Raw genomic sequence first — 23,623 nt, forward strand, 5'->3', positions numbered from 1 at the left:
CCGCTGTCCCGCCGTCCCGCCGGGCTGCCCGGTGCGCGTGCGGCGCGGTAGCCTCCCCGCCGGGGAAGGGGGGCCGGGGTGTCCATCGCCGCGTTGCAGGTGTACTCCGTCGAGGAGGCCGGCGCCGGGGGCGGCGTGTGCCTCGTGCGGTGCATAGGCGGGGTCGCCCGGACCGGGCAGGTGTACGCCGCCGGGGACTTGCGGCTCGGGCTGCGGCGGATCGAGCGGTACGGGAGCCGGGTCGCCTTCTGCGGGGCCGGGCACACGGCCCGGGTGCACCTGGCCGGGACCGTGGCCGGGCTGCTCGGGCGGGGGCAGGTGCTGACCGCGGTGCCGCCCGGCGGGCATGCGCTGGACGGGCTGGAGGCCTGGCTGGCCACCGGCCCGCCGCTCGGCGACGAACCGCACCCGGCTGCGCTCCAGGCCATGGCCGCGCGCGGGATGCGGGATGCGGGGCTGCGGGGCGCGGTGCGGCTGCGCTGGGGCCGGGTGGCGCTGGCGGCCGCCGAACGCAGGGCCGCCTGGGAGGGATGGGACCCGCTGGACCGTGCGGCCGAGCTGGCCCGCGTACGGGGCTACCTCATACGGGAGTTCGGCGCGGGGCCCGGCGGGGACCCGGTGGCGCTGTGCCGGGAGCTGCTCGGGCTGATCGACCTGACGCCGGCCGAGGCGGTCCGGCAGGCGGGGGCCTGGCGGGAGCTGCCGCGGGCCCGGATCCGCCATCTGCGGCGCATCAAGCTCCTGTTGGACGGGATGGCCGCCGTGCGGCCGCGGCTGCCGGAGGGGGACCCGGTGGTCGAGGCCGTCCGGGCCTGGGCGGGGGTCCGGTCCCTGCTGCCGTGACGGCCCGTGCCGTGCCGCTGCCGCTGTTCCGCTGCGCGGAGCCTGTCCCCTCCCCGCCCCTTCCCGAAACCGGGCTCCGCCCGGACCCGGATCCGGGCGCTTCGCGCCCGGTGCGCTCAAACGCCGCGCGGGCTGACATCAGCCGCGCCGGCGTTGAGGCTCCGCGCAGCGGCGGCGGCCCGGAGTCCGATCTGTGGTCGCTCGGGGCGCTGCTGTGCGCGGCGGTGACGGGGCTGCTGGAGCGGGATCCGCAGCGGCGGACCGGGGCCGCCGAGGCGCGGCTGATGCTGGCCGCGTGCGCGGCGGCCGGCGGCAGCAGCAGCGTGGCGGAGCTCCTTCCTCGCCTTCGAGCGCTGACGGCCGACGGCCGGCGCAGGCCCCTCAGCCGGCCCGGGCGGCGTTGCCGAGGATCTTGGTGGGAGTGATGCGGAGGACGACGCGGACGTCCTGCGCCGGGGCCTCGCGGTACTCCTTGCCTCCGCCGGGACCGAGGTACTCCTCGGCGATCCGGGCGGCGACGGCCCGGCCGACGTCCTCGGTGACAGTGGCGGTGCCGCGGATCTCCGCGTAGAGGTAGGGGTTCGCCAGGTCGAACACCGTCAGCCCGACGCGCGGGTCGGCCAGCACGTTCCGCGCCTTGCGCCGGCCCTGTTCGGTCGAGACCAGCAGCTCGCCGCCGTCCCGGGACACCCAGACCACCGAACTCTGCGGGCTGCCGTCGGGATTGAGCGTGGAGAGCACCGCCGGATGCGGGGCGTCGAGCAGGCCGCGTACGGTGTCGTTCAGCTCCAGAGTCATGCGGCCGAGGCTAGTGGGACACCGGCGGGCCGGTACAGAAACCGGCCCCTACTGCGCGAGGTCGGCGGGCGGGCGGCCGGCGAAGGCTTCGCCGAGGGCCTGCGCGAGGGCCTCGGCCCGCGGGTCGGGCGCGGCGGCGCGGCGGGCGGTGACGATGCGGCTCGGCGGGTGGCCGTCGACCGGGACGAAGGCGATGCCGGGGCGGGCGTGCCGCCGTGCGGCGCCGGCCGGGAGCAGGCCGACCGTACCCTCCCAGAGGACGGCGTGCAGGCACTCCTCGGCGGAGGACACCACCGGGCCCGGGGCGTCGTCCGGGGCGCCGAGCCAGTACGCCCGCCACCGCGCGTCCGTACCCGGCGGCAGCCGGAAGCGCGGCCGGCCGGCGAGCTCGGCGACGTGCAGCCGCGGGCGGCCCGCCAGCGGATCGTCCGCCGGGAGCACGGCCACCAGCGGCTCCTCGCCGAGCAGGCGGACCGTCAGGCCGGAGGTGTCGAAGGGCAGGCGGGTCAGCGCCAGGTCGACCCGGCCCTCGCGCAGGCCCGCGCTCGGATCGGTGATCGGCGCCTCGCGCAGCCGCACCCGGAACCCCGGCCGCTCCCGCCGCAGCGCGGCCAGCGCCGCCGGGCCGACGTCCAGCCCGGCGCCCGCGACGGTACCGAGGACGAGGATCCGCTCGGACTCGGCGCCCCGGACCCGTTCACGGGCGCGCTCGGCGCGCTCCAGCAGGTCCCGCGCCTCCGCGAGCAGCACCTCGCCGGCCGGGGTGAGCCGTGCGCCGGTCGGGATCCGGTCGAACAGCCGGCACCCGAGGTCGGCCTCCAGCTCCCGGATCCGGCGGCTCAGCGGCGGCTGCGCCAGGTGCAGGCGTGCGGCGGCCCGGCCGAAGTGGCCCTCCTCGGCCACGGCGACGAAGCAGCGCAGTGCCCGCAGGTCCATGACCGGCCACGATACCGAGACCGGACCCGACCCCCCGAAACCGGTCTTGGACGCGGCCGCCCCCGCCGCGGTGGGGTGGACCACGGAAGATCCACCTCACCGCTCGAGGAGCCCGCCGTGTACACGGACCCCCATGACCTGCACCGCGCCCGTTCGGTCGGCGCCAACGCCCCCGCGGAGTTCGCGGCGTGGCGCGCCTTCCAGGAGGCCGTGGACCGGGAGGACGGCGCGGTCCCGCGCCGCTACCGCGAGCTGATCTCGGTGGCGGTGGCGCTGGTGACCCAGTGCGCGTACTGCCTCGACGTGCACACCGCCGCCGCCCGCCGGCACGGCGTCACCGCCGAGGAACTGGCCGAGACCGCCTTCGTCACCGCCGCGGTCCGCGCGGGAGGATCCCTGGCCCACGCCCTCATGGCCGACCGCCTGTACGAGGGGCACGGCCACTAGCGGAACGGGGTCAGGAGATGGCGGCGCCGTCGTACGTGCCGCCGATGCAGGTCCACAGGCCGGTCGAGGAGTCGTACTCCACCGATCCGCCGCCGGTGGCGCAGGTCTGCGCGTCCACAGCGGGTGCGGCGGCGTGTGCGGCGGCGGTGGACACGGCGCCGAGAACGGAGAGGATCGCGGCCGCGATAAACCCGAGAAATTGTTTACGCATGGATGACCTCCTGTGAGGGCGGGCCCGGTCACGACGCTACGCCCATGGGGGCTGGCAGCGCACACCGGCGCTGTAGCAGACTGGAGTTATGGCGAAGGTAGCCGTGAGTCGGCCGGATCGCCTCGGCTGGCGACGCGTCACCATCGACGGCCATCCCATCGGCAAGGCCCGCTCCCCCAAGGGGTTGAAAGCACTCCTCCTGCGCGCCCCCAAGGTGCCGCCGAAATACGAAATCAAATGGGACGGCGGGGACGAACACGTCTGGATGTGCCAAGTGGTGTGGCGGCACATCGAAGCCACTTTCATGGTTCTGGGCCTCGGGTTCACCGCCTACTTGCTCACGAAGATCGGTGCAAAGGATGCCTTCAGCGCCCTTACCTATGCCGGGCGCATGACAGGAATCACCCTTCTCGTCGCGGCGGCCCTGGAAGTGGTCGCCGTGGGTGCTGCCATCGAATACTGGCATTGGGGCAGAGAAGACTTCTCGGGAATGATCGTCCTGATCGGGACCTCCCTCTCCTTCATCGTCGGCATGGTCCTGCTCGCCGTGCAGAGTTGGTGCTGGTCCTACACGGCCCATCTCTGGCTGTGGATATGCCTCACCCTGTGGTCCGTCCTGGCCATGGTCATACTCGTCCGCAGGCGCGTGTGGAAGGGGGTCCCGCATCCCCGGCGCGTCGCGCTGGGTGCGCTGGTCACCGGCCTCCTCACCGTCACCAATCTGGTGTACACGCAGGTGTACGTCCCCTATGCGACGTCGCCGCTGGTGCAGAGCTCGGCGGTCTTCGGGAAGCCGACCCTGGACGAGAAGCGGAGGGAGATGTACGTGCCGATCCGTCTCTTCGTGAAGAACGAGGGCCGAATTCCCGTCTACATCCTCGGCAGCATCTACTGGGTCCACGGCGGTGCCGCGAATGTCGGGTCGCGCAATGAATTGATCCACGACGGTGAGTTCGTCAAGCCGCCCGGACGGTCGCTGAATCCTGGAGAGGAATTCGTGGACGACGAGCTCATCGAGATAAGAAAACCGAACTGGGGTAGGTACGAGGCGCTGCAGATGCAGACGGAGCTGTACACCATCAGGAAGGACAGAATGACGATAGTCGGTGACTACGAGCGTTCGGGGGCGAATCTGGCGACGCTCAAGAAAGAGGGCAAGGAAAAAGACCCGCAGGGGCCGAACGAGGATTATTTCCGCTATCAGGCCGATATCTCGAACAGCAGCGAGATCCTCAATATGACCCGCGGCCCGGAGCGGGTGACGCTGTGGTACACGCACCGCAAGAACTGGCCCTACCTGTATGTGGACGTGGCACCCCCGGGGGAGCGGATCGCGTTCGACCCCTGCAAGCGCGATGCGAACAAGGAGGCCATCACCCGGTACGGCCTGGAACGCGTGCGCGGCTCCACGGTGCAGAAACCTCTCGCGGAACTCCTGGAGGGGGCCGAGGTCGAACCGTCGAGCCAACCGTTGAAGCCTGAACCGAAGCCCTCTACCCCCAAGGGATGTTGAGCCAGGGGCTGCCGGGGTCGGACATCAGGGCGCGGTGGGTGGCCACCATGTCGGTGTACCAGTGGCCGTACTCCTCCTCATCGAACTGCAGGCACCGGCCCAGGATGAAGCCGGCCGAGAGGTCCTCCCACGACCGGTACGCCAGCCGGCACATCCGGCCGGCCCGGACGACGGCGTCCTCGGTCTCCTCGATGGTGCCGAAGCGGGCGCCGAGGCCCCAGCGGGCCATCTGGGAGGCCCGCCCGTAGTCCCAGGCCTCCACCGACCGCACGTACTTCCCCTCGCCGAGGATGCCGTCGGCCCGGAAGCGCTGCTCGTAGCGGGCTATCCGGCCGATGACCCGCTGCACGCCCGCGATCTCCCCCTCGATCTCCGCCGTCGAGCGCGGCCGGGCGACCGTCACCCCGTCCGGGGTGATGCGCGGTTCGGCGGCGCGTTCGGCGTTGGCCCGCAGCGTCGCCTCGGTGGCGTGCCGCCAGTGCTCGATGTCCACCGGTCCCGCGAACTCCTTGGCCAGGGCGACCCGGACGCGGAGCGTGAACTCCCACACCGAGCTCACCATGTCCGCCGCCAGCAGCCGCTCGGTCGCCTCCAGCCACTGCTCGCGGGTGGTCACGCCCCACCACTCCCGGAGCTTCTCCCGCTCCTTGAGGTAGCCCTCGCCGTGGTAGCCGAGGGCGTTCCAGAAGAGCCCGTTGCGGACGGACAGGTGCGCGCCGCAGGCCAGCCCGAAGGCGACCGGCCCGTGCAGGGGTCCGCCGACGTGCAGGGCGTGCACCGTGTCCTGGGGCAGCCCGTACGCGGTGGCCCGGTTCCAGTGGAACTTCCACACCTCGCGGTCCGCGGGCGTGGTCGGAAGGAACGCCTCGCAGGGCGTGCCGGGATTGATCGCCAGGTACGGGGGGTCGCTCGGGTCGATGCGCTGGGCGAACCAGTTGAGGCTGTGCTTCGAGAACACCTGGTCCGCGGTGGGGACGGGGAGCACGCCCTCGGTGTAGGCCACGTAGCAGTGGGCACGGGCCTGCGGGAACCAGACGGGCTGCAGGAACACGGACGTCGGGTTCGCGTCCTGGTAGGCGCGGCCCTGCGGAACGAAGAGCCAGGCGCGGGCGAGGGCGTCGAAGTACGCGGGCCAGTCGTTGCCCGTCTTGGCCTCGTACAGCTCGCGTTCTATCGCACTCGGCGCGATCCAGTTGCCCATGTGGCAGAAGATTAACGGTGGTCTCCGAGGGCCAGTTCGGCCCATACGGTCTTGCCGACGACGCGGTCCGTGGCGCCCCACTGCGAGGCGAGGGCGCTGACGATCTGCAGGCCGCGGCCGTACCGCTCCTCGGGCGAGGGGGAGCGGGGTACGGGCCAGCGCTCGCCTTTCGGATCGGTGACCTCGACGCGGAGCACTGCTCCGGTGAGGCGGACCTCGACCCGGAGGTACCGCTCCCGCAGCGCGCCGTGCAGCAGGGCGTTGGTGGTGAGCTCGCTGGTCAGCAGCGCGAGGTCCGCCGCCGCCCCGGGCTGCCCCCACGCGACCGCCAGCCAGGCCGATCGCCGCCGCGCCGCCGGAACCGAATCCTGCCGGGGCGGATAGTTCCGCACGTCCCGTCGCATCGGCTCGTCCATCTGTACGCACCTCCGGTCGGGCGGTGGCTCCGCCGTGCGGGCAGCACGGTGCACTTCCGCCAACTGGTTCTGGGCAGTGAGCAGTTCGTCACCGAACGTAGGGCTCGCGCATTCCCGGGGGCAAGGGCTTCGGGGAATATCTTCCCCGAAGGAGTGGCGGGTCGACTTCTGTCAGCGGCTGGCGCGAGACTGGCCCGGTGAACCGTGGGATGCGACAAGGCCAGGGCAACCGGGTGTCAACGGTGCTGGGGCGCAGGCTCGGTGGCGAGCTGAACAAGCTGCGCACGGCGGCGGGCAAGACCCAGGCCCAGGCGGCGCAAGCGATCAGCGCCACCTCGACGAAAATCGTGAAGATGGAGAGCGGCTGGGTCCCGATGCGCGATCCGGACATCCGCGTGCTGTGCGAGTTCTACGGCGTGACCGACGCCCAAGTCGTCCAGCCGCTCCTGGATTTGGCGCGGCTGGACCGCGAGCGCCGCAAGGCCAAGGGCTGGTGGACGGAACTGCCGAGGGTGGGCACCTTGGCGGAGTACGTCGCGATGGAGGAAGTCGCGACCCAGATCCGCACGTGGCAGCTCGCCCTGGTGCCCGGACTGCTCCAGACAGCGGACTACATGAGAGCGCTGGGCGTCACGTCGGACTGGTCCCACCCCGACGAGATCGAGTTGCTGGTCACGACACGCACGAAGCGCCAGGCGCGGCTGCGGGGCGAGAAGCCGCTGGAGTTCCACGCCGTCCTGTGGGAAGCCGCTCTCCGGCAGCAGGTCGGCGGCGCCGACGTGATGCGAGGACAGTTGGAGCACCTGCTGGACATGGCGCGACTGCCCCATGTCCACGTGCAGGTGCTGCCCTTTCGCGCGGGAGCGCACCACGCGGCAGCGGGCGCATTCAACGTGCTCTCGTTTGCTGAGGCCGGTGCGTTGGACGTCGGCTATTCGGAGGGCGTCGCGTCTAACGTGTGGGCAGAGGGCACGGAGGCCAGCGCGGTGTTCACCCACGCCTTCGAGCGGGTGTCCCGTGCGAGCCTCGCGCCTCATGATTCGTTGACCCTGATCGATGCCATCAGCAAGGGGATGTAGGCGGATGCACGACTTCGACTTCCGGACGTCGAGTTACAGCAAGGGGCAAGCCGACCAGGAATGCGTCGAGGTGGCCACGAACGTGGTCGGGACCGTGGCCGTCCGGGACAGCAAGAGGGGCGCGGGCCCCACGGTCCAGGTGAGTGATGCCGCCTGGGCCGTGTTCCTCGGGGCCGCGCGCGCTCCGTCGGCTGTGGGGAGACGCCCGTGTCAGACCAGTGCCGCGCCGCCGTCCACCGCGACCGTGGTGCCGGTGACGTAGCCGTTGGCCAAGACGAAGAGATAGGCCGCCGCGGCCTCCTCGGCCGTGCCGACGCGGCGCGTGAGCAGCTCGGACCCGGCGCCCTGGAGGAAGGCCTCCGGGTCCGGGACACTGCCGTCCCACAGCTCGGTGCGGATCACACCGGGCTGGACCACGTTGACGCGCAGAGGGGCGAGTTCGACGGCGAGTGCCCTGGACAGGGCCTCGACGCCCCCGGTGATCCCTGCCGTGAGCGCGGTTCCGGACAGGGGGCGGACCGAGAGGACGCCGGAGCTGAAGGTGATGGAGCCGCCCTCGCGCAGCCGCGGTGCAGCGTACTTGGCGGAGAGGAACGCGCCCCAGAACCGGCGCTCGAAGACGGCCCTGGCCTCCTCGGGGGCGGTGTCGACCAACGGCTTGATCAGCAGGGATTCGCCCGCGGTGTAGACGAGGTGGTCGAAGTCCCCGACCTCCTCGAAGAACGCGGCGATGGCGTTGCCGTCGGCGACGTCCAGGCGGCGGCCTTCGGCCGGCTCGCCCAACCGCTTCGTCGCGGCGTCCACGCGGTCCTGATTGCTGGAGGCGACCACGACGTCCGCGCCGGCAGCCGCGGCCTGCCGGGCCACCGCGAAGCCGATGCCGGAGGTTCCGCCGATGATCACGATCTTCTTGCCGGCCAGAGACATGGGACCCGTTCCTTCGTCGTTGCTGTTCACCGCGGGCGCCGGGTGCGGCAGCCGCCATGGCAAGAACGTAGGGCTCTCCTCCGAGACGGTGAATGGCCGAAGATCTCGATTTCCTGTCCTGTCGTCTCGCGGCACAGGCGCTAGGGTGCCGGAATGGACATCCTGAGCGACACCCTCGAAGTCCTGCGCACGGGACGCCCGATGGTGACCCGCACCGACGCGCACGCCCCGTGGTCCCTGAGGTTCCAGCCCATCTCGGGAGCCGGGTTCCACGTGGTCGTGGAAGGACGCTGCCACCTGCTGCCCCCGCACGGCCGACCGCTCGCGCTCGGGCCCGGCGACATCGTCTTCCTGCAGCGCGGCAGCGGGCACACCCTGTGTGACGCGCCGGGCCGCGAGCCGGTGGACTTCGTACCGGAGCGCGTGGACCGGTCCTCGCCGATCGGCCAGGTCACCGTGGACGGAGCGGGGCCGCGCACGGTGCTGGTGTGCGGCGCGTACGCGATCGACGTCGACCGCCCGCATCCCCTGTTCGGCGATCTGCCGGAGGTCATCCACCTCCCCGCGGTTCCCGGCCGCCACCCGGTGCTGCGCTCGGCGGTCGACCAGCTGTGCGCCGAGTTCCACGCGCCGCAGCCGGGCTCGGACGCGGTCGTCACGGCGCTCATCGACCTGCTGCTGCTGTACATCCTCCGGTCGTGGTACGCCGAACTGCCCAAGGAGCGGACCCGCGGGTGGGCGGCCGCGCTGACCGACCCGGCGGTCGCCCCCGCCCTGAAGGCGATCCACGACGATCCCGGCCGTCCCTGGACCGTGGAGTCCCTGGGCGCCCGCGCCGGGCTGTCCCGCGCGGCGTTCGCCCGCCGCTTCGCCTCGGTGGTCGGCGAGCCGCCGTTGACCTACCTGACCAACTGGCGGATGGCCACCGCGGCGCGGTTGCTGCACCGCTCACCGGCCCCGCTGGGCACCATCGCGCAGCGCACGGGGTACACGTCGGAGTTCGCCTTCGCCAAAGCCTTCAAACGGCACTTCGGATCGCCGCCGGGGGCCTACCGCAAGCAGGTCAGGACGGCAGGCGGCGAGCCGCGCCGATACAGCGGCCGCACCTGACGGTCCGTCCTAGTCGGTGATCCGGGACACGCGGCCGAACGCGACCGTCCTGCCGCTCTCCCGTACGGCGAACCGCTGTCCGCGTTCCAGGGCGATCGGGGACATCAGCTCGATCCGGACGGTGTGGTTGCTGCCGGGCGGGAGCTCGTCGGGGTCGAAGTCCAGGGTGCCGGTGACGTCCGCGGTGTGGAAGAAGAACTGCGGGCGGTAGCCCTGGGAGACGGGGGTGTGCCGGCCGCCCTCCTCCTGCGACAGGAAGTGGACCTGGGCCTCGAAGGCCCGGTGCGGCGTGAGCGAGCCGGGCGCGGCCAGGACCTGGCCGTGCACCACCTCGTCCGGCTCGACGCCGTGGAGGAGGAGCCCGACCTCCTCGCCGGCCCGGCCCTCGTCCGCGGTCTTGCGGAAGATCTCGATGCCGGCGACGGTGGCCGTGCGGGTCGGCCCGAGGCCCACCACCTCGACCGTGTCGCCGGCCTTGACCACGCCCCGATCGATCTTCCCGGTGACGACCGTCCCGTTCCCGTCCCGCGCGTGGGCGCTCTCCACCGGCATGTACAGCGGCTGGTCCACCGCCCGCTGCGGGAGCGGGAGGCCGGCCTCCATCTCCTTGAGGAGGTCGGACACGCTCTCGCGCCACCGGGCGGCGCCCTGGAGGGCGCCGAGGGCCGACACGCGCACCACGCGGACGCCCTCGCCCGGGTAGCCGTTGTCGTCCAGCAGGTCGCGGACGGCGGCCTCGACCCGCTCGAGGGCCTGGTCGTCCTCGACGAGGTCGCACTTGGTGATCGCCACCACCAGGGACGGCACGCCGACCCGGCTCGCCAGGAGCACGTGCTCCCGGGTCTGCTCCTGCACGCCGTCGGCTGCGGAGACCACCAGGATCGCGGCGTCCATCTGGACCGTGCCGATGATCATGTTCCGGATGAAGTCGAGGTGCCCGGGGCAGTCCAGGTGGGCGTAGTGGCGCTCGTCGGTCTGGTACTCGATGTGCGCCACGTCGGCGCTGCCGTGGCGGGCCCGTTCGTCGGGGGACTTGTCGATCTCCTCGACCGTGTGGGCGCGGTTGGCCTCGGGGTCGCGGTCGTGGAGCAGGTGGGTGATCGCCGCCGTCAGGGTGGACTTGCCGTGCTGGTGGTGGCCGATGGTGCCGATGTTGATGTGGGGCTTGGTGCGCTGGTAGGCCTCGCTCGCCATAACGGCTCCCATCCGCTGACCGTCGGTCACTGTGTCACGTCGTCCTGTCGCTCACGGTAAGCGCCGTCGGCCCGTCCCGGCCGGTCGGATGGTCCGTCCGTGGTGGCCGCACCACCATGCGCGGCTTCCGCGATGGTGGTCCCGCCACCATCGCCGGGCCGGCGCCGCCTCGCAGCCCAGTGGTCCACCCGATCCCCCGCCGGGCCGCGTGAGCGGGGGGAAAGCCTCTGACCAGGCCAAGGGCGCCCACCACAGTTCGTCAAATGATCATTCGGGCCGATTGGTCCGTTCGGGGCTGATGGTCCGCCGTGCATCCGCAGCCGAATGTGTGTGACGGCTCCACCTGGGCTTCCCACTACCCCCGGACGCAGGGTTGATGCGCTGGAGAGGGAAGCCGGGGGAAGGGATGGATCCATCATGAGCGCACCGAGTCTCGAACGACTGGAGACCCTGAGCAGCCGGTTCGTGCCGGACCTGGTCGTGGACGAGCTCTGCGCCGAGTTGTTCGCCTCGCTGCCGCGCAGCGACCAGCGCCGCAAGGGGGAGGTGTACCTGCGCGGTCTGCTCCAGGCCGAGGGCCGCAAGTCGATACGGAACATCGCGGCGCACGTCGGGGACCGTGCGGCCGAGCAGAGCCTCCACCACTTCGTGGTGTCCTCCACCTGGGACTGGGGTCCGGTACGGGCCGCCCTCGCCCGGTACCTGGAGCGCGCCCTGCGCCCCCGTGCCTGGGTCGTCCAGCCGGTGGTGATCTCCAAGGCCGGGACCGAGTCGGTGGGGGTGGCGCGGCGGTTCGTGCCCGAGCTCGGGCAGATGGTCAACAGCCAGGTGGCGTTCGGGGTGTGGTCCGTCGGCGAGGAGCAGAGCAGCCCGGTCAACTGGCGGCTCGGCCTCACCCAGAAGTGGCGCGACAGCGTCGGCCCGCTGTCGCCGAACGTGCACGAGTCGGAGCTCGCGACGAGCCCGCTGGAGTGCGCGGCCGGGGCGGTCGAGGAGCTGCGGGACTGGGTGGGGCAGCCGCACCGCCCGGTGGTCTTCGACCTGCCGGACGTCGAGCCGGCGGCGGTGGCGCGACGGTTCGGGCCGGACGGGACGCACTTCGTGGCCTCGGCGCGCGGCTCGATGCGGGTGCGGTGCGTGGACCCGGTCCTGGCGAGCAGCGGCAACCGTGAACTGGCCGCGCACCAGCTGCTGCTGATGGCCCGTACGCTGCGCCGCCCGGTCAGCTGGCTGGACCCGTACACCCGCCGGCCGCGGACCTCGCTGGTGGTCGGCGTCCGGGTGGAGCTGCCGCACGTGGCGGCGCCGGTGCTGCTGTTCGGGGAGTGGAACGACCCGCGCGGCTGGCCCGAGCGGTGCTGGATCAGCGACATGACCCAGGCGCCGCCCGGGGCGCTGCTGCGGCTGGCGAAGCGGGCGCAGAACGTGGAGCACGACTTCGCGACCGTCTCGCAGCAGGTCGGCATGACCGATTTCGGCGGCCGGTCCTTCGGCGGCTGGCACCGGCACACCACCTTGGCCTCGGCCGCGCACGCGGTCCGGATGCTCACGGAGCGGGCCGTCGAGCGGTGAGCGGGAACCGGCGGCCCCCGCTCAGCCGATGGTGTGCCGGGAGGTCGTGCGGCGGCCCTGGTTGAGGGCCTGGCGGGTGCGCTGGAGCTGGAGCGCGAGCTGCACCTGCAGGGCCTGGGTTGGCTTCTGCCAGTCCTCGCCGAGTATCTCGGTGATGCGCTCCAGGCGCCGGGAGACCGTGTTGGGGTGGACGTGCAGGGACTCGGCGGCGCGGGAGGGGCTGTTGGCGGAGGCGAAATAGGCCTCCATGGTGCGGACCAGCTCCGTGTACTGCTGGTCGTCGTAGTCCAGGACGGGGCCGATGGTGTCGTTGATGAAGCGGTCGATGTTCGGCTTCTCGGAGAGCAGGACGCCGAGGAAGCCCAGCTCGTCCGGGGAGGCGGTGCTCCCGGCACCGGTGAGGGCGGCCACCGCGTCCAGGCAGCGGCGGGCCTCCTGGTACATGTGGACGATGTCCGCGGGATCGTCGACGGGCCCGGCGGATCCGGCGGTGACGGGCTTGCCGAGGACCGCGGAGAGCTCGCGGGAGGCGGTGCGGGCGACGGCTCCGGCCGCGCTCCCCGGCAGCAGCAGCACCACGTCGTCGCCGTCGATGCTCTTGAGGCCCTGCTGCCGGTTGGCGTACGAGGCGGCCCAGGCGGCGACGCGGCCCTGGACCCCGCCCTCGGGTCGGGCGATGACGATGACGTGGGGCTCGTCGAGGTTGAGGTCGAGCCGGCGGCTCTGCTCGGCGATCTGCGCGGGGGAGAGCTTGGTGCCGCGCAGCAGGTCCTGGAAGAACTCGTCCCGCATGTGGCCCTCGGCGGCCGCCATGCCCTGCTCCATCAGCAGGACCACGGCCGTGACCTGCGCGATGAGCGCGAGCAGCTGGACCTGGAGGTACCCGGCGGGCTCCTCGGTGGCCAGGATCACGGTGCCCAGCATCTCCTCGCCGGCGGCGATGGAGGCGATCCACACCCCGTCGCGGGTGCTGCGGGGCTGGCGGTCGGTGTGCGCGTCGAGCAGGACGGTGTGGACCTCGGCCTCGTCCAGCTCGGGGATCTCGCCGGTGGGGCAGGCGAGGGTGCGGCCGGCGGCGTCGCGCACGACGAGGGTGCCGTCGAGCCCCTTGACGGCCTCGGCGGCCAGGCTGCCGAGGCCGGCGCCCTGCAGGACGAGGTCGAGGAGGCGGCCGTGGGTCTCGCGCAGCCGGCGGGCGGTGGTGGAGGAGTCCAGGGCGCGGGAGGTGTCCTGTTCCAGCTCCTCGACCTCGAACCGGGTCTGCTCCAGCAGCCTCGCCTTTTCGATCGCAACGGTTGCGAGGTCGGCGAGGGAGCTCATCAGGGAGACCTCGTCGGGGGTGAAGTGGCGGATGTGCCGGTCGGCGACGTACAGGGCGCCGAGGCTGGAGCCGGCGTGCCGCAGCGGGACCGCCATCACGGCGTGCAGGCCCTCGGCCTGGACCACCTCGTCGATGACCGGGCTGTGCGTGAAGCTGGTGTCGTTCATGTAGTCGGCCGACCAGAAGGGCGCTGAGCCCTCCAGGGCGCGCTTGCCGACGCCGCCGTCCTGGAGCGGGATGGCGAAGCCGATCGTGAGGGCCGAGGCGTGGCCGTCGGCCGAGCGCACCCGGGAGCAGCCCTCCTCGAGGTCGTCGAAGCTGACCCAGGCCATGTCCAGGCCCAGCAGGAGGCGGGCCCGGCGGGTGATGACCTTCAGCAGCTCGTCGAGGTCGTAGGGGAGGGTGAGGTCCCGGGCGGTGTCGACGAGGGCGGCGAGGCCGGCCTCGCGCTGCTGGCGGCGGACGAAGAGCGCGCGGATGCCCAGGCTCTGGTCGCGGGCCCTGGTCAGGCGGTCGAGGGCGTCGCCGGACAGGCCGGACTCACGCGCTTTGCGGACCACGTCATCGAAGGCGGCGGCAGGCGCCTCTCTGTTCAGCAGTTCCAGCATTTCGTACGCGTGGTCCACCACGACTTCTCCCCCGACCCCCGCAATAAGCCGTTCACGTTTGCACCAACCGTTGTGCAATCAATCCCTGGCCCGCCTGAAAGTATCTCTTGGGGCAAGAACCGGTCAAGAAACACTTGAGATGCAGTCCAGGTCAGACAGGCAGAGGGTGATCGGATCACCACAGTCCCCGAGTGATGCTGTCATCTGGGCACCTTCTGGTCGAGGACCACTCGAGGGCAGGCTGATCACCGAGCGTTCCGGTGGTGCCACCACACACCGCCGGCGACACCCGTCACCTTGGTTCCTTGAGGAGTTCGCATGTCTCCGCTGGCCCAGATGTCCCAGCTCCAGAGCTACGAACGGTCGCTGCTGCGCAGCCGCCTGTCCCTGACCAGGGCCGATCGCCCCCGGGTGTTCAGCCTCGCGGGCCGCGAATGGGACCTGTTCGACGAGGTCTTCGCTCCCGTGTACTCGCCGTCGACGACCGTGGCGCTGGAGCTCCTCGGCCTCAACGACCCCGATGCGGGGGGTCGTTCGGGCTCGTTCCTGGAGATAGGCTGCGGCACCGGAGTGATCGCCGTCACGGCGGCACTGGCCGGATACGACCGGGTCGTCGCGGCCGACATCAGCCCCTCGGCCGTCGAGAACGCCGCCGTCAACGCCGAGCGCCACGGGGTGACGCACCGTCTGCAGGCGCTCCACAGCGACCTGTTCTCGGGTCTGCGCGAGCAGGAGCGGTTCGACACCGTCTTCTGGAGCTCCAACTACGTGATGGGGCCGGAAACCTACGAGTACAAGTCGGTGCACGAGCGGGCGTACGTGGACGCCGGCTACCGGGCGCACCGCCGCTTCGTGGAGCAGTCCGTGCACTGGACGGCCCCGGGCGGCCGGGTGTTGCTGCACTTCAGCGACCGGGGGGACCTCGAGGAGCTGTACCGGATCGCGGACGCCTGCGGGCGGGAGCTGTCGGTGGCGGCCGCCCGGCGGGTCCGCGAGGGGGAGTACGGCGAGGACATGGTCGAGCACATGCTGATCGAAATCAGGCCACTCTCGGCTTGATTTGAATGGGGGGATATTTCGCCGTGCGTACGCTACTTGTCGACAATTACGACTCGTTTACGTACAACCTCTTCCACTATCTGGCCGAGGTCAATGGCCGTGAGCCGGAAGTCGTCCGAAATGACGACCCGAACTGGAAGATCGCACAACTCGCGGCGTTCGACAACGTCGTCGTCTCGCCCGGTCCGGGAACGCCGCTCCGCGCCGCCGACTTCGGGATCTGCACCGAGATCATCGAGCGCGCGCAGCTGCCCCTGCTGGGCATCTGCCTCGGCCACCAGGGCATCGGCCACGTCCACGGCGCCACCGTCGACCGCGCGCCGCAGCCGCGGCACGGCCGCACCTCGCAGGTCCTGCACGACGGCACCGGCCTGTTCGCCGGGCTGCCCTCGCCGATGGAGGTGGTCCGCTACCACTCCCTCGCCGTGACCGACCTGCCCGAGGCGGTCGAGGCCACCGCCTGGACGCCGGACGGCATCCTGATGGGCCTGCGCCACCGTACGCGGCCGCAGTGGGGTGTCCAGTTCCACCCCGAGTCTATTTGCAGTCAGTACGGGATCGAGCTGCTTGCAAACTTCGCCCGGCTGACCGGGGAGCACCAGGCGGCGGCGCGGACCGCCCGCCCGGCCCCCGCCCGCCCGGCGGCCGCCCGCCGGAGCGCCGAGCCCGCCGCCGCACCGGCCGAGCCCGCCGCCGCACCGGCCGGGGCGCCCGCGCGCCGGCTGCGCCTCGTCGCCCACCGGCTGCCGACCCGCTGGGACGCCGAGGCCGCCTACGACGAGCTCTTCCGCGGCAACGACCACGCCTTCTGGCTCGACAGCAGCCTGCCCGGCGGCGACCGCGGCCGGTTCTCCGTCATGGGCGACGCCACCGGACCGCTCGCCCGCGTCGCCACCGCCGACGTCTGGAGCAAGGTCGTCACCGTCTCCTCGGCCGACGGCAGCAGCGAACTGGTCGCCGCGCCCTTCCTGGAGTGGATCGACCGCGACCTGCGCGCCCTGCGCGCCGAGCTCGCCGACCCGCCCGCGCTGCCCTTCGACTTCACCCTCGGCTGGGTCGGCTACCTGGGCTACGAGCTCAAGGCCGAATGCGGCGGCGACCTCGTCCACCGCTCGCCCGTCGCCGACGCCGCCATGGTCTTCGCCGACCGCGCCCTGGTCTTCGACCACGTCGAGGACGCCACGTACCTGCTGGCCCTGGTGGCCGAAACCGCAGCGGACGCAGCCGGTGAAGCGAACACCGCAGCCGCCGCCGCGGCCGACGCCTGGCTGATCGGCACCGCCGAACGCCTCGCCGGGCTCGCGGGCCTGCGCCTGCCGGCCCCGCTCCCGCACGCACCCGGCGGTGAGATCCGCCTGCGCCACGACCGCGGCGCCTACCTGGACCTCATCGACGACTGCCTGGAGGAGATCGCCGCCGGCGAGACGTACGAGGTCTGCCTCACCAACATGGCCGAGGCCGAGACCTCCCTCGACCCCTGGACCGCGTACCGCACGCTGCGCCGCATCAGCCCCGCGCCCTTCGCCGCGCTGCTGCAGTTCGGGGAGCTGTCGGTGCTGAGCACCTCGCCCGAGCGGTTCCTGCGGGTCTCCCCGGACGGGCTCGTGGAGTCCTCGCCGATCAAGGGCACCCGGCCGCGCGGGGCCACCCCCCAGGAGGAGGCGGCCCTGATCGAGGACCTGCTGAGCGACGAGAAGGACCGCTCGGAGAACCTCATGATCGTGGACCTGGTCCGCAACGACCTCGGCCGCTGCGCCGTCCCCGGCACCGTCGAGGCCGAGGAGCTGTTCCGCGTCGAGAGCTACGCCACCGTGCACCAGCTGGTCAGCACCGTACGGGCGCGGCTGCGCCCGGAGCTCACCGCCGTGGACTGCGTGCGCGCCGCCTTCCCCGGCGGCTCGATGACCGGCGCCCCGAAGATCCGCACGATGCAGATCATCGACCGGCTGGAGGCCGGCCCGCGCGGGGTGTACTCCGGCGCCATCGGCTACTTCTCGCTCTCCGGCGCAGCGGACCTCAGCATCGTGATCCGCACCGCCACCGTCACCGCCGACCGGGTCGCGTACGGGGTGGGCGGGGCCGTCGTGGCCCTGTCCGACCCGGACGCCGAGTACGAGGAGACCGCCGTCAAGGCTGCTCCCCTGCTGGCCCTGACGAATACCCGCTTCCCGGAGAGGCGGCCGGCACCGACCCCCTCCTGACCGCCCGCCCGTGCTGGAGGCGCGCGACCTCCTGCGCCTCCAGCACGGCCGCGAGCTCGGGCACCCGCACGCCGAGCCGCTCCAGGGCCCGCAGCGCGCACGCCGCCTCGGCCTCCGCGCTCAGCAGGGTGTCCCCGGTGAGCGCCGGGTCCAGGGCGGCGGACTCCAGGGCGTCCAGGGACAGGGCCAGGGCCGTGTTCCAGCCGATGAGGGCGCCCACCCCGCCGTCCGCACCGGGGCCCCACAGCAGCCGCGGCTGCGGCGCCCCGTTGGCGCGCAGCACCCGCCACCAGTCCCCGGACAGCCGCTCCTCGCGGATCCGGTACATCCGGCGGGCCACCGCCAGGCCCGCGGCGCCCCGTACGGCGTGGTCGACGGCCACGCCCAGCTCGTCCAGCCGGGCGTCGACCTCGCGGTCGAAGACGGCCGCCGGGAACGAGGCCACCATCGGGGCGCTGCCCAGCGCCCGGCCCGAGGCCAGGGACCGCTCCAGGCCGGCCACGTACGCGTCGAGCACCTCGGCGTACCGCTCGTCCGAGAAGACCAGGCACGCGTGCACCCCGATGCCCTCCGCGAGGCAGTCCGCGAGCACCGCGAGCCCGGCCGGGGTCATCGGCATGCGGACCAGCGCATTGGGCCGCCCCACCGCCCGGTGCAGCGCGCGGGCGGCCTCGAGAAGGGCCGGCGCGTCGTGGGCCCAGCGGGGGGCCACGGGCACGGAGACGTGGCCCACGGTGCCCCTGCTCGCCTCGAACACGGGCAGCAGGAGATCGCAGGTCCGCCGCGCCTGCGCGGCCGTGGTGCCCGCCGGGGCGAGGGCGTTGTGGAAGTGGCCTCCCAGCGTCGGATACCGGGCGGCGGAGGCGAACTCCTCCGGGTCCCGCGCGCTGAGCCACGGGGAGACCCCCTCGGACACCAGTTGCCTCAGCAGCGCTCCAGCTCCTTGACTAACCACGGTACGACCTTAGAACGTCACGACATACCTCGGAAACAATAAGGTGATGGTGTGTCAAGTGCGGACCGCCCGAACCGCCGCCCTTCACGCCGCCGCGAGCGGACCGTAAAGGGTTTCCGGCCCGGCGCCGTTATTCCGTCCGCTGATGCGTCAGGTTTATTTCCGAATCCGCCGCCGAACCTGACCTAACGCACCCCCACCTGACGAAGTGGGGAATCTCTGGTGGTTCACCCGATTCCCTGTTTCACAGACTTCTCGCTGCATCTGATGTCACGGCAGGTACACCACTGGGAGGTGCCGCATGCACGGTGTTGCACGCTGGAAATCATTGCCCGCGGGCCAGCAGCCCGTTTGGCCGGACGAAGAGGCCCTGGAGCACGCCAGGGCCGAGCTCGCGGACTCGCCCGCCCTGGTGCGCCGTGAGGACGTCGATGCCCTGCGCGCCCTGCTCGCGGCGGCCGCCCGGGGCGAGGTGCAGATCGTCCAGGGCGGCGACTGCGCCGAGGACCCCGCCGAGTGCACCCCCGGTTACGTGGCGCGCAAGGCGGCCCTCCTGGACGTACTGGCCGGCGTCATGAAGACGCGCTCGCTCAAGCCCGTCATACGGGTCGGCCGGCTCGCCGGGCAGTTCGGCAAGCCCCGCTCCAGCCCGACCGAGAACATCGGCGGCATGGAGCTGCCGGTCTACCGCGGCCACATGGTCAACAGCCCGGAGCCGGACCCCGAGCTGCGCCGCCCCGACCCGCGCCGCCTGGTCGCGGGCTACCGGGCCGCCTCCCGCGCCATGGCCGCCCTGGGCTGGCACGGCGAGGGCCGCCGTCCCTCCCCGGCGGAGGCCCCGGTGTGGACCAGCCACGAGGCCCTGCTCCTCGACTACGAGGGCCCCATGCTGCGGACCCAGCCCGACGGCAAGGTGCTGCTGACCTCCACGCACTGGCCGTGGATCGGCGAGCGCACGCGCGAGCTCGACGGCGCCCACGTCGAGCTCTTCGCGAGCATCGCCAACCCGGTCGCCACCAAGGTGGGGCCGACCATGAGCCCGGACGCCTTGGTGGAGCTGTGCGGCAAGCTCGACCCGGGCATGGAGCCCGGCCGGCTCACGCTGATCTCCCGGATGGGCCAGGGCAAGGCCGCCGAGAAGCTGCCCGCCCTGGTGCGCGCCGTGCGCGACGCGGGCCACCCCGTGCTGTGGATGTGCGACCCGATGCACGGAAACACCGTCAGCGCCCCGGGGAACATCAAGACCCGTTACGTCGAGACCGTGGTGCGCGAGGTCGAGGAATTCCAGAAGGCCGTCACCGACAACGGCGGAGTCGCCGCCGGCCTGCATCTGGAGACGACCCCCGACCAGGTCCACGAATGCGTCAGCGACGAATTCCACCTCGACGAGCTGGGTGAGAAGTACACCTCGTTCTGCGACCCGCGCCTCAATTCCGACCAGGCAATCGAAGTCGCCTCCGCCTGGCGCGGCTGAGGCCATATACAAGGGGGTTACTCCATCATGGAAGGAAAGATCGCTCTCGTCACCGGGGCGGCCGGCGGCATAGGCGAGGCCATCGTGCGCTCACTGGCGTCCCGGGGCGTCCGGGTGGCCGCGGTCGACCGGGACGCCGAGCGCCTGCGCGACGTGGCCAAGGCCATCGAGGAGGAGGGCGGCGCCCGCGTCGATCCGTTCGCGGCCGACGTCACCGCCAGCGCGGACGTGGAGAAGCTCGTCGACGACGTCGAGGCGCTCGTCGGCCCGCTCGACTTCCTCGTCAACGCGGCCGGCGTGCTGCGTCTCGCCGAGGCGCGCAAGCTCACCGACCAGGAGTGGAGCACGACGTTCGCGGTCAACACCACGGGCGTCTTCTTCGTCTCCCGGGCGGTCGTCAACCGCATGGTGCCGCGCCGCCGGGGCGCGATCGTCACGATCGCCTCCAACGCCGCCGGCACCGCCCGTACGGAGATGTCCGCGTACGCGGCCTCCAAGGCGGCCGCGACCATGTTCACCAAGTGCCTGGGCCTGGAGGTCGCCAAGTTCGGCATCCGCGCCAACCTGGTCGCGCCGGGCTCCACCGACACCCCGATGCTCAACTCGATGTGGACCGACGACAGCAGCGCCCGGGCCTCCATCGACGGCGTCCCGGACGCCTACCGCGTCGGCATCCCGCTGGGGAAGCTGGCCCGCCCCGAGGACGTCGCCGAGGCGGTCGTCTTCCTGCTGTCCGACAAGGCGTCCCACATCACCATGCACGACCTCACCGTGGACGGCGGTGCGGCGCTCGGTGTCTGAGACCGGTGCAACCAGTCAGCGAACCGTGAACGAGAGGGAGAAAGGCATGGCAGGCATACCTGCGATCACCCCCTACCCGATGCCGTCGGCGGCCGACCTGCCCGCCTCCGCCGTCGACTGGGAGGTCGATCCCGACCGCGCCGTCCTGCTGGTGCACGATCTGCAGAAGTACTTCCTGGCCGCGTTCCCGCAGGGCGAGCAGCCGGTCCTGGACCTGTCCCGCAACGCCGGCGAGCTGCGCGTGCGCGCCGCCGAGCTCGGCATCCCGGTCGCCTACACGGCCCAGCCGGGCGGGATGACGCCCGAGGAGCGGGGCCTGCTCAACGACTTCTGGGGCCCGGGCATGAAGCCGAGCGCCGAGCACCGCCAGGTCGTGGACCCGGTGGCGCCCGCCGCGGGCGACTGGATGCTCACCAAGTGGCGCTACAGCGCCTTCTTCAAGACCGACCTGCTGGAGCGCATGCGCGCCGCGGGCCGCGACCAGCTGATCATCTGCGGCGTGTACGCCCACGTGGGCGTCCTGATGACCGCGGTGGACGCCTTCACCAACGACATCCAGCCCTTCCTGGTCGCCGACGCCGTCGCCGACTTCAGCTGGGAGGACCACCGGATGGCCCTGGAGTACGCGGCCGGCCGCTGCGCACGCCTGACCACCACCAAGGAGCTCCTCATGGCCCTGCCCGACCGGGTGGCCGCGTACGCGGGAGGCGAGTCGGCATGACCGAGGACCTGCTCGGCCGGATCCTCGGCCCCCGGCCGCCGGCCTTCGCGCTGATCCACCGCCCGGAGACCGTCGTCACCCGCCACCTGGACCTGTTCCTCGGCGAGTTCACCGAGGCGGCCACGCTGGCCGACATCCCCCTCGCGGACACCGTCCCCGGCGCCGGGGCCCGCCAGGACGTGCTCACGCTGGTCCCGTACCGCCAGCTCGCCGAGCGCGGCTTCGAGGCGCCCGACGACGGCACGCCGCTGCTGGCCATGGCGATCGCCGAGCAGGCGCGGGTGCCGCTCGCGACCGTGCTGGACCGGATCCCCGACGCCCCCGTGCAGCTCGTGCCGGGCGGCGACTTCGACATCGACGACGAGGCGTACGCCGAAACGGTCCGCCGCGTCGTCACCGACGAGATCGGCACCGGCGAGGGCGCGAACTTCGTGATGAAGCGCTCCTTCGTCGCCGACATCAGCGACTACTCCGTCGCCGCCGCCCTGCGCTTCTTCCGCCGCCTGCTGGAGCGCGAGACCGGCGCCTACTGGACGTTCATCGTCCACACCGGGGACCGCACCCTGATCGGCGCCTCCCCCGAGCGGCACATCAGCGTCTCCGGCGGCCGCGCCGTGATGAACCCCATCTCCGGCACCTACCGCTTCCCGGCCTCCGGACCGGAGCTGCCCGGCGTCATGCAGTTCCTCGCCGACCGCAAGGAGGCCGACGAGCTGTACATGGTCGTCGACGAGGAACTGAAGATGATGGCCCGGATCTGCGAGTCCGGCGGCCGGGTCGTGGGCCCGTACCTCAAGGAGATGGCCCGCCTCGCCCACACCGAGTACTTCATCGAGGGCCGCACCACCCGCGACCCGCGCGAGATCCTCCACGAGACCCTGTTCGCCCCGACCGTCACCGGCTCCCCGCTGGAGAGCGCCGGCAAGGTCATCAAGAAGTACGAGCCCCAGGGCCGCGGCTACTACAGCGGCGTGCTCGCCCTGATCGGCCAGGACGAGGACAGCGCACGCACCCTGGACTCCGCCATCCTCATCCGCACCGCCGACATCGACGCCTCCGGCCGGATGAGCATCGGCGTCGGCGCCACCCTCGTGCGCCACTCCGACCCGCTGTCGGAGGTCGCCGAGACCCGCGCCAAGGCCGCGGGCCTGCTCGCCATGTTCGAGCAGCCGGGACCGCGGCGCTTCGGCGACCACCCCGAGGTCCGGGCCGCGCTCGACGCGCGCAACGCGACCATCGCCGGCTTCTGGCTGGACGACGACAGCGCCCGCACCCGGCCCGTCCCGCTGCTCGTGGGCCGCAAGGTGCTCGTCGTCGACGCGGAGGACACCTTCACCGCGATGATCGAGCACCAGCTGCGGGCCATGGAGGCCGACGTCACCGTCCGCCGCTTCGACGAGCCGTACAGCTTCGCCCCGTACGACCTGGTCGTGATGGGGCCGGGGCCGGGCGACCCGCGCGAGACCGGCCACCCGAAGATCGCCCACCTGCGCGGGGCGATCGACACCCTCCTCGCGGAGCGGCGGCCCTTCCTCGCGGTGTGCCTGAGCCACCAGGTGCTCAGCACGAAGCTGGGCTTCCCCCTCAAGCGCCGCGAGCAGCCCAACCAGGGCGTGCAGCGCGAGATCGAGCTGTTCGGGCGGCGCGAGCGCGTCGGCTTCTACAACACCTTCGCCGCGCAGAGCGCCGCGGACACCGTCGAGGTGCCCGGCGTCGGCACGGTCGAGGTGTGCCGGGAGGCGGAGACCGGAGAGGTGCACGCGCTGCGCGGGCCCGGCTTCCGCTCGATGCAGTTCCACGCCGAGTCGGTGCTCACCGAGGACGGCATCCGCATCGTCAGCGACGCCCTGTCCGGACTGCTCAGCGAGAGCCTCGTATGAGGGCGACGGTGGCCTGGTGGGACCTGAAGGGGTCGGGGCACACCATCGAGTCCCTGCGGGCCTACCTGCGCGACGAGGCCGTCGACCGGTTCGCGGCGGTCGAGGGGCTGCGGCTGAAGTTCTGGATCGCGGACCCGCAGACCGAGCGCTGGGGCGCGGTGATGCTGTGGGAGACCGCCGAGGCGGCGGCGCGCCCGCTGGCCCCGCGGGCCGCCGAGCTGATCGGGCGGCGGCCCGTGCAGTACACGGTGTTCGAGGTGGAGGCCACGGTCGAGGGCGTGCACACGCTGCCCGGGCTGCCGGGCCTCGACCTGATCCGGGAGGCCGCGGCGTAGCCCGTACAGCCCGTACGCGAA

General features: G+C 72.1%; 23 protein-coding genes. 14 read left to right on the forward strand and 9 right to left on the reverse strand.

Going from position 1 to position 23,623, the window contains the following annotated elements:
• Positions 1–78: 78 nt before the first annotated feature.
• Positions 79–843 (forward strand): hypothetical protein, encoded by a 765-nt coding sequence (locus AB0953_RS01455; protein ID WP_366857299.1) that lies wholly within the window; start codon positions 79–81, stop codon positions 841–843.
• Positions 844–1,224: 381 nt separating this feature from the next.
• Here AB0953_RS01455 and AB0953_RS01460 read toward each other — a convergent pair whose 3' ends face one another.
• Positions 1,225–1,641 (reverse strand): PPOX class F420-dependent oxidoreductase, encoded by a 417-nt coding sequence (locus tag AB0953_RS01460; RefSeq protein WP_366857300.1) that lies wholly within the window; start codon positions 1,639–1,641, stop codon positions 1,225–1,227.
• A 48-nt stretch (positions 1,642–1,689) separates the two neighbouring features.
• A complete protein-coding gene (locus AB0953_RS01465; RefSeq protein WP_366857301.1) occupies positions 1,690–2,577 on the reverse strand; it encodes a LysR family transcriptional regulator in 888 nt (295 codons plus the stop codon).
• A gap of 117 nt (positions 2,578–2,694) precedes the next feature.
• Between AB0953_RS01465 and AB0953_RS01470 the strand changes: the two genes are divergently transcribed.
• Positions 2,695–3,024: a carboxymuconolactone decarboxylase family protein gene (locus AB0953_RS01470; RefSeq protein ID WP_366857302.1), complete on the forward strand. Its 330-nt coding sequence runs from the start codon at positions 2,695–2,697 to the stop codon at positions 3,022–3,024.
• Positions 3,025–3,034: 10 nt separating this feature from the next.
• Here AB0953_RS01470 and AB0953_RS01475 read toward each other — a convergent pair whose 3' ends face one another.
• Positions 3,035–3,235 carry a hypothetical protein gene (locus AB0953_RS01475; RefSeq protein WP_366857303.1) on the reverse strand — a complete coding sequence of 67 codons (201 nt, stop codon included), beginning with the start codon at positions 3,233–3,235 and terminating at the stop codon, positions 3,035–3,037.
• Positions 3,236–3,323: 88 nt separating this feature from the next.
• On the opposite strand from AB0953_RS01475, the gene AB0953_RS01480 reads away from it, so the two are divergent.
• Complete coding sequence (locus tag AB0953_RS01480) at positions 3,324–4,748, forward strand: hypothetical protein (RefSeq protein WP_366857304.1); 1,425 nt, start codon at positions 3,324–3,326, stop codon at positions 4,746–4,748.
• On the opposite strand, the gene AB0953_RS01485 is transcribed toward AB0953_RS01480, so the two are convergent.
• Together AB0953_RS01485 and AB0953_RS01490 are read right to left on the reverse strand one after the other, a co-directional pair.
• Entirely contained in the window at positions 4,729–5,949 is a 1,221-nt protein-coding gene (locus AB0953_RS01485) for a DUF1266 domain-containing protein (protein WP_366857305.1), read from the reverse strand. The genes AB0953_RS01480 and AB0953_RS01485 overlap by 20 nt on opposite strands.
• An 11-nt stretch (positions 5,950–5,960) precedes the next feature.
• Positions 5,961–6,365: an ATP-binding protein gene (locus tag AB0953_RS01490; protein ID WP_366857306.1), complete on the reverse strand. Its 405-nt coding sequence runs from the start codon at positions 6,363–6,365 to the stop codon at positions 5,961–5,963.
• A gap of 209 nt (positions 6,366–6,574) precedes the next feature.
• On the opposite strand from AB0953_RS01490, the gene AB0953_RS01495 reads away from it, so the two are divergent.
• Entirely contained in the window at positions 6,575–7,444 is an 870-nt protein-coding gene (locus AB0953_RS01495) for a DUF5753 domain-containing protein (RefSeq protein WP_366857664.1), read from the forward strand.
• Positions 7,445–7,448: 4 nt separating this feature from the next.
• On the forward strand, positions 7,449–7,706 hold the full coding sequence (locus AB0953_RS01500; RefSeq protein ID WP_366857307.1) for a DUF397 domain-containing protein: 258 nt from the start codon (positions 7,449–7,451) through the stop codon (positions 7,704–7,706).
• Here the strand turns inward: AB0953_RS01500 and AB0953_RS01505 are convergent.
• On the reverse strand, positions 7,655–8,371 hold the full coding sequence (locus AB0953_RS01505) for an SDR family oxidoreductase (RefSeq protein ID WP_366857308.1): 717 nt from the start codon (positions 8,369–8,371) through the stop codon (positions 7,655–7,657). The two genes, AB0953_RS01500 and AB0953_RS01505, sit on opposite strands and share 52 nt — an antisense overlap.
• A gap of 153 nt (positions 8,372–8,524) precedes the next feature.
• Here AB0953_RS01505 and AB0953_RS01510 point away from each other — a divergent pair, with 153 nt between their 5' ends.
• On the forward strand, positions 8,525–9,481 hold the full coding sequence (locus AB0953_RS01510; protein ID WP_366857309.1) for an AraC family transcriptional regulator: 957 nt from the start codon (positions 8,525–8,527) through the stop codon (positions 9,479–9,481).
• 9 nt (positions 9,482–9,490) lie between these two features.
• Here the strand turns inward: AB0953_RS01510 and AB0953_RS01515 are convergent, their stop codons facing one another.
• Complete coding sequence (locus AB0953_RS01515; protein WP_366857665.1) at positions 9,491–10,675, reverse strand: elongation factor Tu; 1,185 nt, start codon at positions 10,673–10,675, stop codon at positions 9,491–9,493.
• A 417-nt stretch (positions 10,676–11,092) separates the two neighbouring features.
• Here AB0953_RS01515 and AB0953_RS01520 point away from each other — a divergent pair, with 417 nt between their 5' ends.
• Positions 11,093–12,247 (forward strand): transposase, encoded by a 1,155-nt coding sequence (locus AB0953_RS01520; RefSeq protein ID WP_366857311.1) that lies wholly within the window; start codon positions 11,093–11,095, stop codon positions 12,245–12,247.
• Between the two features lie 21 nt (positions 12,248–12,268).
• On the opposite strand, the gene AB0953_RS01525 is transcribed toward AB0953_RS01520, so the two are convergent.
• Complete coding sequence (locus tag AB0953_RS01525) at positions 12,269–14,197, reverse strand: helix-turn-helix domain-containing protein (RefSeq protein ID WP_366857312.1); 1,929 nt, start codon at positions 14,195–14,197, stop codon at positions 12,269–12,271.
• Positions 14,198–14,494: 297 nt separating this feature from the next.
• Here AB0953_RS01525 and AB0953_RS01530 point away from each other — a divergent pair, with 297 nt between their 5' ends.
• Together AB0953_RS01530 and pabB are read left to right on the forward strand one after the other, a co-directional pair.
• Positions 14,495–15,235, forward strand: coding sequence for a class I SAM-dependent methyltransferase (locus AB0953_RS01530; RefSeq protein WP_366857313.1), 741 nt, complete (start codon positions 14,495–14,497; stop codon positions 15,233–15,235).
• Positions 15,236–15,258: 23 nt separating this feature from the next.
• The gene (pabB, locus tag AB0953_RS01535; protein ID WP_366857314.1) at positions 15,259–17,436 is read left to right on the forward strand and encodes an aminodeoxychorismate synthase component I; all 2,178 of its coding nucleotides are present in this window, start codon (positions 15,259–15,261) and stop codon (positions 17,434–17,436) included.
• Here the strand turns inward: pabB and AB0953_RS01540 are convergent.
• Positions 17,363–18,391: a transaldolase family protein gene (locus AB0953_RS01540; RefSeq protein ID WP_366857315.1), complete on the reverse strand. Its 1,029-nt coding sequence runs from the start codon at positions 18,389–18,391 to the stop codon at positions 17,363–17,365. The genes pabB and AB0953_RS01540 overlap by 74 nt on opposite strands.
• A 301-nt stretch (positions 18,392–18,692) precedes the next feature.
• On the opposite strand from AB0953_RS01540, the gene AB0953_RS01545 reads away from it, so the two are divergent.
• Genes AB0953_RS01545 through AB0953_RS01565 form a run of 5 tightly spaced genes read left to right on the forward strand, consistent with a single transcriptional unit; the run spans position 18,693 to position 23,602 of the window.
• Complete coding sequence (locus tag AB0953_RS01545) at positions 18,693–19,865, forward strand: 3-deoxy-7-phosphoheptulonate synthase (RefSeq protein ID WP_366857316.1); 1,173 nt, start codon at positions 18,693–18,695, stop codon at positions 19,863–19,865.
• Positions 19,866–19,892: 27 nt separating this feature from the next.
• On the forward strand, positions 19,893–20,666 hold the full coding sequence (locus tag AB0953_RS01550; RefSeq protein WP_366857317.1) for a 2,3-dihydro-2,3-dihydroxybenzoate dehydrogenase: 774 nt from the start codon (positions 19,893–19,895) through the stop codon (positions 20,664–20,666).
• Positions 20,667–20,712: 46 nt separating this feature from the next.
• Positions 20,713–21,387, forward strand: coding sequence for an isochorismatase family protein (locus AB0953_RS01555; RefSeq protein ID WP_366857318.1), 675 nt, complete (start codon positions 20,713–20,715; stop codon positions 21,385–21,387).
• On the forward strand, positions 21,384–23,267 hold the full coding sequence (locus tag AB0953_RS01560) for an anthranilate synthase family protein (RefSeq protein WP_366857319.1): 1,884 nt from the start codon (positions 21,384–21,386) through the stop codon (positions 23,265–23,267). Before AB0953_RS01555 ends, AB0953_RS01560 begins: the two co-directional genes overlap by 4 nt.
• Positions 23,264–23,602: a hypothetical protein gene (locus tag AB0953_RS01565; RefSeq protein WP_366857320.1), complete on the forward strand. Its 339-nt coding sequence runs from the start codon at positions 23,264–23,266 to the stop codon at positions 23,600–23,602. The genes AB0953_RS01560 and AB0953_RS01565 overlap by 4 nt, the downstream gene beginning before the upstream one ends.
• The last annotated feature ends 21 nt before the right edge of the window (positions 23,603–23,623 follow it).

The sequence above is a fragment of the Streptomyces sp. NPDC046866 genome, assembly GCF_040704625.1.
GTDB lineage: Bacteria > Actinomycetota > Actinomycetes > Streptomycetales > Streptomycetaceae > Streptomyces.

What these genes read in the sequence shown, in the direction of transcription:
- AB0953_RS01495 (WP_366857664.1), top strand. Translation starts at nt 6,575, where the DNA reads ATGCGACAAGGCCAGGGCAACCGGGTGTCAACGGTGCTGGGGCGCAGG.
- AB0953_RS01505 (WP_366857308.1), bottom strand. Translation starts at nt 8,371, where the DNA reads ATGTCTCTGGCCGGCAAGAAGATCGTGATCATCGGCGGAACCTCCGGC.
- AB0953_RS01530 (WP_366857313.1), top strand. Translation starts at nt 14,495, where the DNA reads ATGTCTCCGCTGGCCCAGATGTCCCAGCTCCAGAGCTACGAACGGTCG.
- AB0953_RS01520 (WP_366857311.1), top strand. Translation starts at nt 11,093, where the DNA reads ATGAGCGCACCGAGTCTCGAACGACTGGAGACCCTGAGCAGCCGGTTC.
- AB0953_RS01500 (WP_366857307.1), top strand. Translation starts at nt 7,449, where the DNA reads ATGCACGACTTCGACTTCCGGACGTCGAGTTACAGCAAGGGGCAAGCC.
- AB0953_RS01515 (WP_366857665.1), bottom strand. Translation starts at nt 10,675, where the DNA reads ATGGCGAGCGAGGCCTACCAGCGCACCAAGCCCCACATCAACATCGGC.
- AB0953_RS01475 (WP_366857303.1), bottom strand. Translation starts at nt 3,235, where the DNA reads ATGCGTAAACAATTTCTCGGGTTTATCGCGGCCGCGATCCTCTCCGTT.
- AB0953_RS01465 (WP_366857301.1), bottom strand. Translation starts at nt 2,577, where the DNA reads ATGGACCTGCGGGCACTGCGCTGCTTCGTCGCCGTGGCCGAGGAGGGC.
- AB0953_RS01480 (WP_366857304.1), top strand. Translation starts at nt 3,324, where the DNA reads ATGGCGAAGGTAGCCGTGAGTCGGCCGGATCGCCTCGGCTGGCGACGC.
- AB0953_RS01550 (WP_366857317.1), top strand. Translation starts at nt 19,893, where the DNA reads ATGGAAGGAAAGATCGCTCTCGTCACCGGGGCGGCCGGCGGCATAGGC.
- AB0953_RS01485 (WP_366857305.1), bottom strand. Translation starts at nt 5,949, where the DNA reads ATGGGCAACTGGATCGCGCCGAGTGCGATAGAACGCGAGCTGTACGAG.
- AB0953_RS01565 (WP_366857320.1), top strand. Translation starts at nt 23,264, where the DNA reads ATGAGGGCGACGGTGGCCTGGTGGGACCTGAAGGGGTCGGGGCACACC.
- AB0953_RS01510 (WP_366857309.1), top strand. Translation starts at nt 8,525, where the DNA reads ATGGACATCCTGAGCGACACCCTCGAAGTCCTGCGCACGGGACGCCCG.
- AB0953_RS01460 (WP_366857300.1), bottom strand. Translation starts at nt 1,641, where the DNA reads ATGACTCTGGAGCTGAACGACACCGTACGCGGCCTGCTCGACGCCCCG.
- AB0953_RS01560 (WP_366857319.1), top strand. Translation starts at nt 21,384, where the DNA reads ATGACCGAGGACCTGCTCGGCCGGATCCTCGGCCCCCGGCCGCCGGCC.
- AB0953_RS01490 (WP_366857306.1), bottom strand. Translation starts at nt 6,365, where the DNA reads ATGGACGAGCCGATGCGACGGGACGTGCGGAACTATCCGCCCCGGCAG.
- AB0953_RS01545 (WP_366857316.1), top strand. Translation starts at nt 18,693, where the DNA reads ATGCACGGTGTTGCACGCTGGAAATCATTGCCCGCGGGCCAGCAGCCC.
- AB0953_RS01555 (WP_366857318.1), top strand. Translation starts at nt 20,713, where the DNA reads ATGGCAGGCATACCTGCGATCACCCCCTACCCGATGCCGTCGGCGGCC.